The sequence below is a fragment of the Streptomyces sp. NBC_00012 genome, from assembly GCF_045040875.1.
Classification (GTDB): domain Bacteria; phylum Actinomycetota; class Actinomycetes; order Streptomycetales; family Streptomycetaceae; genus Streptomyces.
Map to the genome: position 1 here is coordinate 6,265,996 of NZ_CP108309.1, position 17,132 is coordinate 6,283,127.

General features: G+C 70.1%; 8 protein-coding genes and 1 pseudogene. 8 read left to right on the forward strand and 1 reads right to left on the reverse strand.

Annotated elements, in window-relative coordinates:
• Nucleotides 1-10: 10 nt before the first annotated feature.
• On the reverse strand, nt 11-1,048 hold the full coding sequence (locus OHA19_RS28755) for a LacI family DNA-binding transcriptional regulator (RefSeq protein ID WP_405712023.1): 1,038 nt from the start codon (nt 1,046-1,048) through the stop codon (nt 11-13).
• Nucleotides 1,049-1,406: 358 nt separating this feature from the next.
• On the opposite strand from OHA19_RS28755, the gene OHA19_RS28760 reads away from it, so the two are divergent.
• The 8 genes and pseudogenes from OHA19_RS28760 to OHA19_RS28795 all read left to right on the forward strand — a co-directional run bounded on the left by OHA19_RS28760 (nt 1,407) and on the right by OHA19_RS28795 (nt 17,065).
• The gene (locus OHA19_RS28760) at nt 1,407-2,681 is read left to right on the forward strand and encodes an extracellular solute-binding protein (protein ID WP_405712021.1); all 1,275 of its coding nucleotides are present in this window, start codon (nt 1,407-1,409) and stop codon (nt 2,679-2,681) included.
• Nucleotides 2,682-2,700: 19 nt separating this feature from the next.
• On the forward strand, nt 2,701-3,720 hold the full coding sequence (locus OHA19_RS28765; protein WP_405712019.1) for a carbohydrate ABC transporter permease: 1,020 nt from the start codon (nt 2,701-2,703) through the stop codon (nt 3,718-3,720).
• Nucleotides 3,717-4,601 carry a sugar ABC transporter permease gene (locus OHA19_RS28770; RefSeq protein WP_405712017.1) on the forward strand — a complete coding sequence of 295 codons (885 nt, stop codon included), beginning with the start codon at nt 3,717-3,719 and terminating at the stop codon, nt 4,599-4,601. Before OHA19_RS28765 ends, OHA19_RS28770 begins: the two co-directional genes overlap by 4 nt.
• Before the next feature lie 102 nt (nt 4,602-4,703).
• Nucleotides 4,704-6,380, forward strand: coding sequence for a glycoside hydrolase family 13 protein (locus OHA19_RS28775; RefSeq protein WP_405752130.1), 1,677 nt, complete (start codon nt 4,704-4,706; stop codon nt 6,378-6,380).
• On the forward strand, nt 6,365-7,432 hold the full coding sequence (locus OHA19_RS28780) for a LacI family DNA-binding transcriptional regulator (RefSeq protein WP_405712013.1): 1,068 nt from the start codon (nt 6,365-6,367) through the stop codon (nt 7,430-7,432). The genes OHA19_RS28775 and OHA19_RS28780 overlap by 16 nt, the downstream gene beginning before the upstream one ends.
• Before the next feature lie 433 nt (nt 7,433-7,865).
• Nucleotides 7,866-9,242: pseudogene (locus tag OHA19_RS28785) on the forward strand (alpha-amylase family protein); the annotation flags it as partial.
• Nucleotides 9,243-9,520: 278 nt separating this feature from the next.
• Nucleotides 9,521-14,839 (forward strand): pullulanase-type alpha-1,6-glucosidase, encoded by a 5,319-nt coding sequence (pulA, locus tag OHA19_RS28790; RefSeq protein WP_405752133.1) that lies wholly within the window; start codon nt 9,521-9,523, stop codon nt 14,837-14,839.
• Between the two features lie 189 nt (nt 14,840-15,028).
• On the forward strand, nt 15,029-17,065 hold the full coding sequence (locus tag OHA19_RS28795; protein ID WP_405712009.1) for an ATP-binding protein: 2,037 nt from the start codon (nt 15,029-15,031) through the stop codon (nt 17,063-17,065).
• The last annotated feature ends 67 nt before the right edge of the window (nt 17,066-17,132 follow it).

A 17,132-nucleotide genomic window follows, 5' to 3' on the forward strand; every position in this document is an offset into this window, starting at 1 on the left:
CCTTGAGCGGTCAGGCGGTGGCGGCCGGAGCGGGCCCGGGGCCGGCTGCCGTTGAACCGCGAACGACCAGTTCGGGCATGAAGACGAACTCGCTGTGCGGGGCGGGCGTGCCGCCGATCTCCTCCAGGAGAGTGCGCACGGCGGCCTGGCCCATCGCCGTCACCGGCTGACGGATCGTGGTCAGCGGCGGATCGGTGAACGCTATGAGCGGCGAATCGTCGTAGCCGACCACCGACAGATCGCGCGGCACCTGCATCGACAGACGGCGGGCGGCCCGGATCGCGCCGAGCGCCATCATGTCGCTCGCACACACCACCGCCGTGCAGCCCCGCTCCATCAGTGCCGACGCCGCAGCCTGTCCACCCTCAAGGGTGAACAGCGAATGCTGGATCAGTTCCTCCACCGCTTCCGGTGCGAGGCCCAACTGGTCCCGCATCGTGGCGTGGAAGCCCTCGATCTTACGCAGGACCGGCACGAATCGCTTCGGGCCGACCGCCAGGCCGATCCGCTGATGACCCAGCGACACCAGATGCGTCACCGCGAGCCGCATCGCGGCCCGGTCGTCCGGCGAGATGAAAGGCGCTTGGACCTTGGGCGAGAAGCCGTTGACCAGGACGAAGGGGACGCCCTTGGCGCGCAGTTGCTCATAGCGCTGCATGTCGGCCGAGGTGTCGGCGTGCAGCCCGGAGACGAAGATGATGCCCGAGACGCCGCGGTCGACCAGCATCTCGGTCAACTCGTCCTCGGTGGAGCCGCCGGGGGTCTGGGTGGCCAGCACCGGCGTGTAGCCCTGCCGCGTCAGCGCCTGGCCGATGACCTGGGCCAGGGCGGGGAAGATGGGGTTCTCCAGCTCGGGAGTGATCAGTCCGACCAGTCCCGCACTGCGCCTGCGCAGCCGTACGGGCCGTTCGTAGCCGAGTACGTCGAGCGCGGCGAGAACGGATTCACGGGTGGTCGCTGCGACACCGGGCTTGCCGTTCAGTACGCGGCTGACCGTCGCTTCGCTGACCCCCGCCTGAGTTGCGATATCGGCAAGCCGTGCGGTCATGGAAGTGGACTGTACCGGGCGTATGTCGGATTGCCCACCATGGGCATGAATCGGGCGACCGCCCCTGTGTGACCGTTCGCGACGGTTTCCCGGCAACATCTTGCAAGGACTTGCGAACCCGGTTTGCGGACTCCGGTCGGATCGTCGCACCACGCCGCCCTGGGTCTGTGGCCTGCGACCGTCAGGGTGCGACGCCTGCCGTCAAGGGTCTTGACGGCAACCGTGAGGACACGCGAATGTAACGATCGTCGACGCTTGCAGAAATCTTCCGCAAACTCTTTCGGCGTTCTTTCATCCTTGTTACGTTCTCGTCGACCCGGCGCCGCGACGGAGCGGTACGGCAGTTGAAGGAGTTCAGATGCGACGTGGCATAACGGCCACCGCCCTGGTCGCGGCCCTGGCGCTCGCGGCGACCGCCTGCGGCGGCGACAACGAGTCCGACGGCACGAGCAAGAGCTCGGGCGAACTCGCCGGCACCGTGACGTGGTGGGACACCTCCACCGCGGGCAGCGAGGACAAGGTCTTCAAGAAGATCGCCGAGGACTTCACCAAGAAGCACCCGAAGGTCAAGGTCAAGTACGTCAACGTCCCCTTCGGCGACGCGCAGAACAAGTTCAAGAACGCGGCCCAGTCCGGCTCCGACGCCCCCGACGTCATCCGCTCCGAGGTCGCCTGGACCCCCGAGTTCGCCGATCTCGGCTACCTGGCACCGCTCGACGGCACCGCCGCGCTGAAGAACTCGGACGACTTCCTCAAGCAGGCCGCCGCGTCCACCAAGTACAAGGACAAGACGTACGCGGTGCCGCAGGTCATCGACTCCATGGGCATCTTCTACAACAAGAAGATCTTCAAGGAGGCCGGCGTCGAGGTCCCCAAGACCGTCGACGAGCTGAAGAGCGTCTCCAAGAAGATCAAGGACAAGACCGGCAAGACCGGCATGTACCTGCGCGGCGACGACGCGTACTGGTTCCTCTCCTTCCTGTACGGCGAGGGCGGCGACATGGTCGACGCCTCCACCAAATCCGTCACCATCGACAACCCCGCGGGCGTCAAGGCGATGAAGGTCGTCAAGGACCTCGTCGACTCCGGCGCCGCCGAGACCGATGCCACGGACGGCTGGGAGAACATGCAGGCGTCCTTCAAGGACGGCAAGGTCGCCATGATGATCAACGGCCCCTGGGCCGTCGCCGACACCCTCGCCGGCAAGGAGTTCAAGGACAAGGCCAATCTGGGCATCGCCCCGGTGCCGGCCGGCTCCGCCGCGCAGGGCGCCCCGCAGGGCGGTCACAACCTCGCCGTCTACGCGGGCTCCAAGAACCTCGACGCCTCCTACGCCTTCGTCGACTACATGACGTCCGCGGAGACCCAGGCCAAGGTCACCAAGGAGCTGAGCCTCCTGCCGACCCGCACCTCCGCCTACGCCCGCCAGGACGTCGTCGACAACGAGATCGTCGGCTTCTTCAAGCCCGTCGTCGAGACCGCCGTCGAGCGCCCCTGGATCCCGGAGACCGGCAGCCTCTTCGCGCCGCTCGTCACCGAGTACACCAAGGTCCTCACCGGCCAGGCCACGCCGGAGAAGGCCGTCAAGACGACCGGCGACTCCTACCGCAAGCTCCTCAAGGGCTGGAAGTAACAGGAAGGCAGGCCGGCTGATGGCTGTCCACACCGGCCAGTCGGTGGCGAAGGCCGCGGGCGACGACGTCGTCGCCCGCGGCCGGAGCCGCGGTACTGGCAACCCCCCGCCGCCGGGCAGGCTCCGGCGGGCCCTGTCGACCCACTGGTACGCCTGGACCATGGTCGCCCCGGTCGTCGTCGTGATCGGCGTGATCATCGGTTATCCGCTGGTCCGCGGCATCTACCTGTCGATGACCGACGCCAACGAGCGCAACGTCGAACGGTCCATCGGTGTCAACCACATGCCCGCCACGTACAAGTTCGTGGGCCTGGACAACTACACCGAAGCGCTCACCGGCGACCAGTTCCTCGGCACCCTCGGCTGGACCCTGGTGTGGACGGTCTCCTGCGTGGCCATCACCTTCTGCCTCGGCATGGCCCTCGCCAACATCCTCAACCGCAGGATCGCCGGCCGCTCCGCCTACCGGATGGCACTCATCCTGCCCTGGGCCATCCCCGGCTTCGTCTCCGTCTTCGCCTGGCGCTTCCTCTACAACGAGAAGCGCGGGCTGCTCAACGAGATCCTCTCCGGCGCCGGGATCGACGGCATCCCGTGGCTGAACGACCCCACCTGGGCGAAGTTCTCCGTCATCGCCGTCAACGTCTGGCTCGGCGTGCCGTTCATGATGGTCGCCCTGCTCGGCGGACTGCAGTCGATCCCCAGCGAGCACTACGAGGCCGCCGAGATGGACGGCGCCACCGCCTGGCAGCGGTTCCGCCACATCACACTGCCGGGACTGCGGCCGGTCTCCACCACGGTGGTCCTGCTCTCCACCATCTGGACCTTCAACATGTTCCCGGTGATCTTCCTGCTGACCCGCGGCGGACCCGGCGAGGCCACCCAGATCCTGGTCACCCAGGCGTACAAGTTCTCCTTCGAGATCAGCCCGCGCGACTTCGCGCAGTCCTCCACCTGGGGCGTACTGATCCTCGTGCTCCTGCTGATCTTCGCCGCCGTCTACCGGCGAGTCCTGCGCACCCAGGGAGACGACTGGTGACCACCACCGCACCCACCCCCACCGCGCACCACTCCGCGCCGCCCAAGGTCCGGCTGCGCGGGGAGCGTTCGCCGCTGGCCTCCGCCGGCCTGCACCTGACGCTCATCGTCGCGTCCGTGATCGCCGTCTTCCCCGTGCTGTGGGTCCTGCTCACCTCGCTGAAGCCCGCCGCGTACGCGACCACCACGGACTTCTTCAAAGAGACGACGTTCGAGAACTACACGAACCTGATCCAGAACACGAAGTTCCTCACCTGGTTCGGCAACTCCCTGCTCATCGCGGGACTCACCACGCTCCTCGGCGTCATCGTCTCCGCCTCCACCGGCTACGCCGTCAGCCGCTTCCGCTTCCCCGGCAAGCGCGGACTGATGTGGACGCTGCTGATCACCCAGATGTTCCCGGTCGCCGTCCTCATCGTGCCGATCTACAACATCATGGCGGGCATGGGGCTGCTGAATCAGCCCGCCGGACTCGTCATCACCTACCTCACCATCTCGGTGCCGTTCTGTGCCTGGATGATGAAGGGCTTCTTCGACACCATCCCGCGCGAGATCGACGAGTCGGGGCAGGTCGACGGCCTCACCCCGTTCGGCACGTTCTGGCGGCTCATCCTGCCGCTCGCCAAGCCCGGCCTCGCCGTCACCGCGTTCTACTCCTTCATCACCGCCTGGGGCGAGGTGGCGTACGCCTCCGCCTTCATGGTCGGCGAGGACAACCTCACCCTCGCGGGCGGACTCCAGCTCTTCGTCAACCAGTACGGAGCCCAGTGGGGGCCGATGACCGCCGCGTCCGTGCTCATCGCGATACCCGCGGCCCTGGTCTTCCTGTTCGCGCAGAAGCACCTCGTGACCGGCATGTCCGCCGGAGCCGTCAAGGGCTGAGGCCCACGACAGCAGTACGACCCGCACGCACCAGTCACGGCGGTCGCCGGCATCCCGACCCGGACCCGGCGCCGCTCCCCACCCAGACACCCCAGGGACGACATGACCCAGCACCTCGCTGCCCCCTCCACCGGCACGTCCGGCGACGCTCCGGCCCACCAGACCGGCTGGTGGCAGGACGCGGTGATCTACCAGGTCTATCCGCGGAGCTTCGCCGACGGCAACGGCGACGGCATGGGCGATCTCGCAGGCGTACGCGACAGACTCCCCTACCTCAAGAGCCTCGGCGTCGACGCGGTCTGGCTCAGCCCCTTCTACTCCTCCCCGCAGGCGGACGCGGGCTACGACGTCGCCGACTACCGTGCCATCGACACGATGTTCGGCACCCTGCTGGACGCCGACGGGCTGATCCGCGACGCCCACGACCTGGGCCTGCGGATCATCGTGGACCTGGTGCCCAACCACTCCTCGGATCGGCACGAGTGGTTCCGGCGCGCCCTCGCCGAGGGCCCCGGCTCCGCCCTGCGCGAGCGCTACCACTTCCGCCCCGGCAAGGGCGCGGCCGGTGAACTGCCGCCCAACGACTGGGAGTCCGTCTTCGGCGGCCCCGCCTGGACCCGCACCACCGACCCGGACGGCACCCCGGGCGACTGGTACCTCCACCTCTTCGCGCCCGAGCAGCCCGACTTCAACTGGGAACACCCGGCCGTCGCCGACGAGTTCCGCTCCATCCTGCGCTACTGGCTCGACATGGGCGTCGACGGCTTCCGGGTCGACGTCGCCCACGGCCTCGTCAAGGCCGCCGGCCTGCCCGACCTCGGCAGCCACGACCAGCTCAAGCTGCTCGGCAACGACGTCATGCCGTTCTTCGACCAGGACGGGGTGCACGAGATCTACCGCTCGTGGCGCACCATCCTCGACGAGTACCCCGGCGACCGGATCGCCGTCGCGGAGGCCTGGACCCCCACCGTCGAGCGCACCGCCAACTACGTGCGCCCCGACGAGATGCACCAGGCGTTCAACTTCCAGTACCTCTCCACCTCCTGGGACGCCGACGGGCTCCGCAAGGTCATCGACACCTCGCTCGACGCGATGCGCCCGGTCGGCGCCCCCACCACCTGGGTGCTCTCCAACCACGACGTGACCCGGCACGCCACCCGGTTCGCCAACCCGCCCGGCCTCGGCACCCAGATCCGCACCCCCGGCGACCGCGAGCTGGGCCTGCGCCGGGCCCGCGCAGCCACCCTGCTGATGCTGGCATTGCCCGGCTCCGCCTACGTCTACCAGGGCGAGGAGCTCGGCCTGCCCGACGTCACCGACCTGCCCGACGAGGTCCGCCAGGACCCGTCGTTCTTCCGCGCCGAGGGCCAGGACGGCTTCCGCGACGGCTGCCGGGTGCCGATCCCGTGGACCCGCGAGGGCAGCTCGTACGGCTTCGGCGACGGCGGCAGCTGGCTGCCGCAGCCCACGGGCTGGGGCGAGCTCTCCGTGGAGGCGCAGACCGGCGTGGTGGGCTCCACCCTGGAGCTGTACCGGGCCGCGATCGCCGCCCGCCGGGCACACCCGGGGCTCGGCGCCGGAACCTCGGTGGAGTGGCTCCAGGCCCCCGAGGGGCTGCTGATCTTCGCCCGCCCCGGCTTCGTCTGCACCGTCAACACGACGGGCCGCCCGGTACGCATCCCCGTACGCGGCACCGTCCTGCTGTCCAGCGGCCCGGTCGTCACCGACGGCGCCGGGATCGAGCTGCCCGCGGACACCACGGTGTGGTGGACGGTGTGACCGTCCCCCCGCCCAGAAGCCCTGGGGCCGGGGGCACGCTCAGGCTCTCGGACATCGCCGGCCAGGCAGCGGTCAGCGAGGCGACCGTCAGCCGGGTGCTCAACGGCAAGCCGGGCGTCGCGGACACCACGCGTCAGCGGGTGCTCGCGGCGCTCGACATCCTGGGCTACGAACGCCCCGTACGGCTGCGGCAGCGCAGCGCCGGGCTGATCGGACTGGTGACGCCCGAACTCATCAACCCGATCTTCCCGGCGTTCGCGCAGTCCGTCGAGCAGGTTCTGGCCGGGCACGGCTACACCCCGGTGCTCTGCACCCAGATGCCCGGCGGCGCCACCGAGGACGAACTCGTCGAGCAACTCGTCGAACGCGGCGTCGGCGGGATCGTCTTCCTCTCCGGGTTGCACGCCGACATGTCGGCCGACCCGGCCCGGTACGCCGCGCTCACCGAGCGCGGCGTACCGTTCGTCCTGATCAACGGCTACAACGAGCGGATCAGCGCGCCGTTCGTCTCGCCCGACGACGCCGCCGCCGTGCGGATGGCCGTCGGGCACCTCGCCGACCTCGGCCACAGCAGGGTCGGTCTGGCGATCGGGCCGCAGCGCTATGTGCCCTCCCGCCGCAAGCGCGAGGGGTTCCTCGACGCCTCCGTGAACCTGCTGGGCCTGGAGCGCGCCGAGGCCGAACTCCTCGTCTGCTCCACACTGTTCAGCGTCGAAGGCGGCCAGGTCGCGGCGGGTGCGCTGCTCGACCAGGGGTGCACGGGCATCGTCTGCGGCAGCGACCTGATGGCGCTGGGGGTGGTGCGCGCGGCCCGGGAGCGCGGGCTCGGAGTGCCGCGCGACGTGTCGGTGGTGGGTTTCGACGACTCGCAGCTGATCGCGTTCACCGATCCGCCGCTGACGACGGTGCGCCAGCCGGTCCAGGCGATGGCCGCGGCGGCGGTGGGCGCCCTGCTGGAGGAGATCGGCGGCAGCCCGGTGCAGCGCACGGAGTACGTCTTCCAACCGGAGCTGGTGGTACGGGGATCCACCGCGGCGCTCCGGGGCAGCTGAGGCCCACGTGGCCGGGCGTACAGGAGAGGTCCTTGGGGCGGGGCGTACAGGAGAGGCACCGGGAGCCGGCCCTGAATGGGCCTGCGGGGAGTGAGCGGCTCCGGGTGCCTCTCTTGCCCGTGACCGGCCCGGCCGGCCGGGCGCGTGGGGTCCGGGGTCGCCGGAACCCCCGGCCGACCGGACCGGAGTCGGGAGAAATTTAACAGCACTGCAATGTTTTGCGTAAGCCCTTGCAGGAAGAAAACTGCTGGGTTTCGTGGATGTGAGCGGGCGGTGTCCAAAGGGTTGACCGAAACCTGACGGGCTCGTACGGTCTCTGGCGCGGCAAGGTTTGCATTCTTGCAGCAAGAACATTCAGGAGCCTTGAGGGCAGGGCGCGTTGCCACGTGAGGCTGCACCGTCACTCGCATTTCCCCCCACAGCAGGAGGAAACATGGCACGCAGACCACTGTCCGCGGCGCTCGCCCTGACAGCCGGCGCCGCCGTCCTCATATCCCCGACCGCGACCGCCCAGGCCGCCGCCCCCGGCGACAAGGACGTCACCGCGGTCCTCTTCGAGTGGAAGTTCGACTCGGTGGCCAGGGCGTGCACGGACACTCTCGGCCCGGCCGGCTACGGCTACGTACAGGTCTCGCCGCCCCAGGAGCACATCCAGGGCGGTCAGTGGTGGACCTCGTACCAGCCCGTCAGCTACAAGATCGCCGGACGGCTCGGCGACCGCGCCTCCTTCGCCGCCATGGTCAACACCTGCCACGCGGCCGGCGTCAAGGTCGTCGCGGACTCCGTCATCAACCACATGTCGGCCGGATCGGGCAGCGGCACCGGCGGCTCCTCGTACACCAAGTACGACTACCCCGGCGTGTACTCCGCGGCCGACATGGACGACTGCACCGCGCAGATCAGCAACTACCAGGACCGCGCCAACGTCCAGAACTGCGAACTCGTCGGCCTCGCCGACCTGGACACCGGAGAGGACTACGTACGCGGCCGGATCGCCGCCTACCTCGACGACCTGCGCTCCCTGGGCGTGGACGGCTTCCGTATCGACGCCGCCAAGCACATGCCCGCCGCCGACCTGGCGAACATCAAGTCACGGCTGAGCGACCCGGGCGTCTACTGGAAGCAGGAGGCGATCTACGGCGGCGGCGAGGCCGTCTCGCCCGACGAGTACACCGGAACGGGCGACGTCCAGGAGTTCCGCTACGCCCGCGGCCTCAAGCAGGTCTTCAACAACGAGAACCTCGCCTATCTGAAGAACTACGGCGAGGGCTGGGGCTTCATGCCGTCGTCGAAGGCGGCGGTCTTCGTCGACAACCACGACACCGAGCGCGGCGGCGACACGCTGAACTACAAGGACGGCGCGAACTACACCCTCGCCAATGTCTTCATGCTGGCCTGGCCGTACGGCTCGCCCGACGTCCACTCCGGCTACGAGTGGTCCGACAAGGACGCGGGCCCGCCCAACGGCGGTACGGTGAACGCCTGTTACAGCGACGGCTGGAAGTGCCAGCACGCCTGGCGCGAGATCTCCTCCATGGTCGGCTTCCGCAATACCGCGCGCGGCGAGTCCGTCACCGACTGGTGGGACGACGGCGGCGACCGGATCGCGTTCGGGCGCGGCGCCAAGGCGTACGTCGCGATCAACCACGAGAGCTCCTCGCTGACCCGTACGTTCCAGACCTCGCTGCCCGCCGGTGACTACTGCGACATCCAGTCCGGCAACGGGGTCACGGTGAACGGCTCGGGCCAGTTCACCGCGACCCTGGGCGCGAACACGGCGGTGGCCCTCCAGGTGAACGCCCGTAACTGCGCGACCACCTGACACACCGAGAACACCCCGGTACGTCCCCTCCTGGTGCACCGTCGCCCGGTCGTGGTGCCCCCGTCCCGTGATGTGCGGCGCCCCGGGGTCGGGGGCGTACCAGGGCGATCCCCGCAGGACGAAGCAGTAATGGGACGGCTCGCTCGCGGTGCCGGATGAGTCTGCGCCGTCCGAGGAGACGCCCTGGTGGGCCCCCGGCCCACCCCGCCACCCGACAAGTCCGCCCACCCCGAGCCCCCCCACCCGTACACAAGGAGACCCAGCCCGTGTCCCGTTCCACCCTCAGACGGGGAGCCGCCGCCGCACTCTGCGCGGCGCTCCTCCCCGTCGTCCCGGCGGCGACCGCGTCGGCCGCGCCGAGACCCCCGGGCCCGCCCTCGGACGCGAAGCTCGCCCAGGCGCCTGCCCGGCACGACCTGACCCGCGAACAGTTCTACTTCGTCATGCCCGACCGGTTCGCCGACGGCGACACATCCAACAACCGCGGCGGGCTCACCGGTTCGCGCCTGGAGACCGGGTACGACCCCACGGACAAGGGCTTCTACCAGGGCGGCGACCTCAAGGGCCTGACAACGCGGCTCGACTACATCAAGGGCCTCGGCACCACCGCCATCTGGCTCGCCCCGATCTTCAAGAACCGTGCCGTCCAGGGCACCGGCAAGGACGCCTCGGCCGGCTACCACGGCTACTGGATCACCGACTTCACCCAGGTCGACCCGCACTTCGGGACCAACGCCGACCTGGCGAAGCTGATCGACAGGGCCCACGCCAAGGGCATGAAGGTCTTCTTCGACGTCATCACCAACCACACCGCCGACACCGTCGACTACGCCGAGAAGACCTACGGCTACCGGCCGAAGGGCGCCTACCCCTACCTGGACAAGGACGGCCGCCCGTTCGACGACAGCAAGGGCCTGGCGAAGGTGAACGCGGACTCGTTCCCGTACACCCCGAAGAACACCGGGAACGACAAGGTCCCGGCCTGGCTCAACGACCCGGCGATGTACCACAACCGAGGCGATTCCACCTTCGCCGGCGAGTCCGCCGAGTACGGCGACTTCTCCGGGCTGGACGACCTGTGGACCGAGCGGCCCGAAGTCGTCTCCGGCATGGCGGAGATCTACGAGAAGTGGGTCCGCGACTTCGACATCGACGGCTTCCGGATCGACACCGTCAAACACGTCGACCTGGACTTCTGGACCCAGTGGGCGACCGCCCTGGACACCTACGCGGCCAAGCGTGGCCGCAAGGACTTCTTCATGTTCGGCGAGGTCTACTCCGCCGACACCGCCGTCACCTCGCCCTACGTCACCCGGGGCCGGCTCGACGCGACGCTCGACTTCCCGTTCCAGGAAGCGGCACGCCAGTACGCCTCCCAGGGCGCCCCGGCCTCGAAGCTCGCCGCGGTGTTCGGCGACGACTACCGCTACACCACCGACAAGGCCAACGCCTACGAGCAGGTGACCTTCCTCGGCAACCACGACATGGGCCGCATCGGGGCGTTCCTGAAGCAGGACAACCCGAAGGCCGACGACGCGGAGCTCGTCCGGCGCGCGGAGCTCGCCAACGAGCTGATGTTCCTGGGCCGGGGCAACCCCGTCGTCTACTACGGCGACGAGCAGGGCTTCACCGGCGCGGGCGGTGACAAGGACGCCCGCCAGACCATGTTCGCCTCGAAGACCGCCGACTACCTCGACGACGACGAACTGGGCACCGGCCGCACCCACGCCACCGACGCGTACGACCCGAAGCACCCCCTGTACCGGAACATCGCCGCGCTCTCCGAACTCACCCGGAAGAACCCGGCGCTGCGCGACGGCGTCCAGACCGAGCGGTACGCCGAGGGCTCCGTCTACGCGTTCTCCCGCACGGACTCCACCGAGCCGTACGAGTACCTCGTCGCCGCCAACAACGGCACCGCCGCGCGCACCGTCGAACTGCCCACCGCGTCCGCCGGTATGAACTTCCGTACTCTGTACGGCGGTTCGGACACCGTCCGCAGTGGCGTCGACAAGAAGGTCACCGTCACCGTCCCCGCGGTCTCCAGCCTTGTGCTGCGCGCCGAGAAGCCGATGGGCGACCCCGCCACCAGGCCCTCGATCACCCTGAAGGCCCCCGCCGCCGGAGCCACCGGCACCGTCGAGATCTCCGCCGACGTCGACGGCGGACAGCTGAACCGCGTCGTCTTCGCCGCGCAGACCGGCAACGGCAAGTGGGCCACGCTCGGTTCCGCCGACCACGCCCCGTACAAGGTCACCCAGCACCTGGACGACAAGGTGAAGGCCGGCACCCCGCTGCGCTACAAGGCGGTCGTCGTCGACCGCGCCGGGCGCACCGCGAGCGCACTCGCCGCGACGACCGCCGGACAGGCCCCGGCCGGGACGAAGCCCGTGGCCGTCGAACGCGACTACGCCGTCGTCCACTACAAGCGCACCGACGGCGACTACGAGGGCTTCAAGCTCCGTTCCGGCGACATCACGGCCGACTTCACCGGACGCGACGCCTACGGCGCGTTCGCCTGGGTCAAGCTCGGAGAAGGCGCCACCACCCTCCCGTACACCGTCGAGAAGGACGGCACCGCCGACGGGCCGCAGCGCACCGTCGAACTCGCCAGGACCGGACAGGTCTGGATCGAGCAGGGCAAGGACGGCCAGGCCGACAAGGCCCCCGACGGCGCCTACCCGCCGCAGGACACCACCAAGGCCGTACTGCACTACTACCGGCCCGACGGCGACTACGACGGCTGGGGACTGCACACCTGGACCGGTGCCAAGGACCCCACCGACTGGGCGAAGCCGCTCCGGCCGGTGAAGAAGGACGCCTCCGGCGTCACCTTCGAGGTGCCGCTCACCGACGGCGCCACCTCGCTCAGCTACATCCTGCACAAGGGCGACGAGAAGGACCTCCCCAGCGACCAGTCGCTCGACCTCGCCACCTACGGGCACGAGGTCTGGATGCTCGGGTCGACCCCCGGCTACCTGCTGCCCCAGACCGGCAGCGTACCCACCCCCGACCTCACCAAGGCCGAGGCACAGTGGATCGACGCCGACACCGTCGTATGGAAGGTGAAGGCCACCGGGGCCACCAGCCAGCAGCTCGTGTACGCGAAGAACGGCGGCATCTCCGTCGTCGACGGCGCGCTCGCCGACGAGGGCCAATGGCTGCGGCTCACCCCCTCCGCGCTGACCGACGCGCAGAAGGCCGAGCACCCGAACCTCAAGGACTACCCGGCGTTCACCGTCGACGTCAGGGACCGGGACCGGGTCCGTGAGGCGCTGCGCGGTCAGCTGATCGCCACTCAGCGCGCCGCCAACGGCGCCCTGCTCGCGGCCACCGGTGTGCAGAGCGCGGGCGTGCTCGACGACCTGTACGGCACGAACGCGGCCGGTGCCTCGCTCGGCCCGGTCTTCGGCCGCGACGGCCGCCCCACCCTGTCGGTCTGGGCGCCCACCGCCCGTACCGTCGCCCTGGAACTCGACGGCCGCAGCGTTCCGATGCGCCGCGACGACCGCACCGGCGTCTGGTCCGTCACGGGCACGAAGAACTGGACGGGCAAGCCCTATCGCTACACGGTGGACGTCTGGGCGCCCACCGTCGGCAGGATGGTCACCAACAAGGTCACCGACCCCTACTCCACCGCCCTGACCACCGACTCCGCGCGCAGCCTCGTCGTCGACCTGGACGCCCCGGCCCTCGCGCCGAAGGGCTGGTCCGGGCTGCGGAAGCCCGCCGCCGTACCGCTGCGCGACGCCCAGATCCAGGAGCTGCACATCCGCGACTTCTCGATCGCGGACCGCACCTCGAACCACCCAGGCGAGTACCTCGCCTTCACCGACACCGGCTCCGACGGCATGAAGCACCTCAAGCGGCTCGCCGACTCCGGTACGAGCTACGTCCATCTGCTGCCCGCCTTCGACATCGGCACCGTCCCCGAGAAGAAGTCCGCACAGCAGAAGCCGGCCTGCGACCTGTCCGTGTACGCCCCCGACTCCGCGGAGCAGCAGGCCTGCGTGGCGAAGGCAGCCGCGAACGACGGGTTCAACTGGGGCTACGACCCGCTGCACTACACCGTCCCAGAGGGCTCTTACGCCTCCGACCCGAACGGCACCCGGCGCACCGTCGAATTCCGGCAGATGGTGCAGGGCATCAACGGCGCCGGGCTGCGCACCGTCATGGACGTCGTCTACAACCACACCGTCGCCTCCGGCCAGGACGGCAAGTCCGTACTCGACCGGATCGTGCCCGGCTACTACCAGCGGCTGCTGGACGACGGCACCGTCGCCACCTCCACCTGCTGCGCCAACACCGCGCCCGAGAACACCATGATGGGCAAGCTGGTCGTCGACTCGGTCGTCACCTGGGCCAAGGAGTACAAGGTCGACGGCTTCCGCTTCGACCTGATGGGCCACCACCCCAAGGCCAACATCCTCGCCGTCCGCAAGGCGCTCGACGCGCTGACCGTGGCGAAGGACGGCGTCGACGGGAAGAAGATCATCCTGTACGGGGAGGGCTGGAACTTCGGCGAGATCGCCGACGACGCCCGCTTCGTCCAGGCCACCCAGAAGAACATGGCCGGCACCGGCATCGCCACCTTCTCCGACCGCTCCCGCGACGCCGTCCGCGGCGGCAGCCCCTTCGACGAGGACCCGGGCGTACAGGGCTTCGCCACCGGCCTCTACACCGACCCCAACACCTCGGCCGCCAACGGGACGAAGGCCGAGCAGAAGGCCCGGCTGCTGCACTACCAGGACCTGATCAAGGTCGGGCTCACCGGCAACCTCGCCGACTACACCTTCACCGACTCCTCGGGCCGTACGGTCAAGGGCTCCGGCGTCGACTACAACGGCGCCCCCGCCGGATACGCCGCGGTCCCCGGCGACGCCCTCTCCTACGCGGACGCCCACGACAACGAGTCGCTGTACGACGCGCTCGCCTTCAAGCTCCCGGCGGGCACGCCGGCGGCCGACCGGGCCCGCATGCAGGTCCTGGCGATGGCGACGGCCACCCTCTCGCAGGGACCCTCGCTCTCCCAGGCGGGCACCGACCTGCTGCGTTCCAAGTCCCTGGACCGCAACTCGTACGACAGCGGCGACTGGTTCAACGCCCTGCACTGGGACTGCCGCGACGGAAACGGCTTCGGCCGCGGACTGCCGCCCGCCGCCGACAACGAGTCCAAGTGGTCCTACGGGAAGCCGCTGCTGGCCGACGCGGCGCTCCGGCCCGGCTGTGCGCAGATCGACGGCGCGTCCGCCGCGTACCGCGACCTGCTCACCATCCGCTCCACGGAGCCGGACTTCTCCCTCGCCACCGCCGGGCAGGTGCAGTCCGCCCTGTCCTTCCCGCTCTCCGGGACGGACGAGACCCCGGGTGTGATCACCATGCGGCTCGGAAAGCTGGTGGTCGTCCTCAACGCGGCCCCCGGCACCACGACGCAGGAGGTCGCCGAACTGGCGGGGAAGAAGTACGCACTGCACCCCGTCCAGGCCGCGGGCGCGGATCCTACTGTCAAGAAGTCCACGTATGAGGGGAGTTCGGGAAGATTCACCGTCCCGGGACGTACGGTGGCGGTGTTCTCCCTGAGTTGAGCCGGGAGAGGGCTACGTTGGGAGGCAGCAGCCGTCGGGGAATGCCGCAGCACCGCACCCCCGGCGCGCCCTCCCACTCCCGGCCGGTCCCGGCCCCTCTCCGGACGGCACAGGCGTTCCCGCACGCCTGTGCCGCACCGGATCCAGGGTCCGGGACCGGCCGGTCCACCTGTTTCAGCGACGGTGACCATGGCGAGCAACATTCCCGAGGAGACAACGAGCTTTGTCGGACGGAAAGCGGAACTTGCCCGGCTCGAACACACCCTCGCCGCGCATCGGCTGACCACGCTCACCGGCAGTGGTGGCGTCGGCAAGACCAGGCTCGCGGTCCGCGCCGCCCGGCAGGCGGCGGCCGGACAGCGCGACGGCGCGTGGTGGGCGGATCTGTCACCGCTGCACGAGGAGGGACTGCTCATCGCGACGGTCTCCGACGCCGTGGGGCTCTCCGACCACACCCTGCGCATGCCCATCGACGCCCTGTGCGAATGGCTCGTCGACAAGGAGATGCTGCTGATCCTCGACTCGTGCGAGCATCTGCGCCCCGCCTGCGCGCACCTGCTCGGCGAGATCCTCACGACATCCCCCGGTCTCACCGTGCTCGCCACCAGCCGGCAGCCCCTGAACATCAAGGGCGAACAGGTCGTCGAGGTCGATCCGCTGCCCGTCGAGGGCGCGGCCGACGCGCTGACGCTGTTCCGGGACCGGGCGGCCGCGGCGGCCCCGGAGCTCGCCCTCGACGAGCCGGGGAACGCGGAGGCGGCGGCCGAGATCTGCCGCCGCCTCGAAGGCATCCCGCTCGCCGTCGAACTCGCGGCCGGGGCCCTCGGCCGGGACACCGTCGAGCAGGTCGCCGCGCGGATCAGGACCCGCTTCGACGTACCCGCCGACGCCTCGCTCTGGCCACCGCGCCACCGCACCCTGCGCACCGCCATCGGCTGGAGCCACGAGCTGTGCACCCCGCTGGAACGGCTGCTCTGGGCCCGGCTGACCGTTCTGCGCGGCGAGTTCGACGAGGCCGTGGCCCGCGAGGTCTGCGCCGGGGGGCCGCTCACCCCGGACGGTGTGACCAGGGCACTGAACGGCCTGGTCGCCAAGTCCGTCGTCGGCCGGGACGGCGTACGGCACCGCATGCTCGACACCATCCGCGAGTACGGACGGATGTGGCTCGCCGAACTCGGGGAGGAACGGGCCGCCGCCGACCGGCACGCCGCCTGCTTCCTGGGCCTGGCCCGCAACGCCCACGCCGGCTGGACCGGCGACGACCAGATCAGCTGGTACCACCGCATCGCCGAGGCGCACGCCGACCTCTGCGCCGCCCTGGACCACCTGCTGGCCCACGACACCGCGGCCGCCCAGGAGATGGCCGGACGGATCGGCTTCTTCTGGTGCTGCTGCGGCCACCTCCCGCAGACCCGCGAGTACGCCCGGCGCGCCCTGGCCGCCGGACCGGCCGAGGGCCCCCACCGCACCCGCGCCCTGTGGGTGCTGGGCATCACCGTCATGCTCCAGGGCGACTATCCGGCCGCCCGCCGGGTGGGCCGGGAGTGCACCAGGGAGGCGGCGCGCGACGGCACCGACGAGGGCATCCTCGCCGCCGCCTATCTGTGCGGCCTCACCGATCTGATGACCGGCCGCCCCCAGGCGGGGCTGCGCGAGGTCGACCGGGTCCTGAGGTCGACCGGCACCGCCACCCCGCTCGAAAAGGCCTACCGGCTGCGGTGCCGGCTCATCACGGTCTTCGCTCTGACCGGGCTCGGACGGCTGGAGGAGGCGGCGGAGGCGGCCACGGTCCTGCATGCGGCCTGCGAGGCCCAGGACGAGTGCTGGACCCGCAGTTACGTCGACTACCAGCTCGCCCTGATCGCCCTGCTGCGGGGCGATGCGCGGGCGTCCGCCGCCCACGCCCGGTCGATGCTGGCGGGCAAGCACCGCCTCCGCGACCGCTTCGGCATCGCGCTGGGCCTGGACATCCTGGCCGCCGCGATCGCCGCCCAGGGCGCGGGCGCCCGCGCGGCCCGGGTCTACGGCACCGGGCAGGTGTACTGGCGCATGGTCGGCCAGCCGCAACGCGGCACCCCCGAACTGGGGCCGCTGCGCGAGGCGTGCGAACGCCAGGCCCGCGCGGCCGTCGGCGACGCCGCCTACCAGCGGGCCTTCGAACGGGGCCGGACGGACAATGCGGAGGTCGGCCTGGCGGCCGCGCTCCAGGGCGAACTGCTCATGTAGGGCTGGCCTGGGAGGGCTGCTCGCCGGGGCCGGCCGCCGCAGCCGGGCGAACTGCTCATGCAGGGCC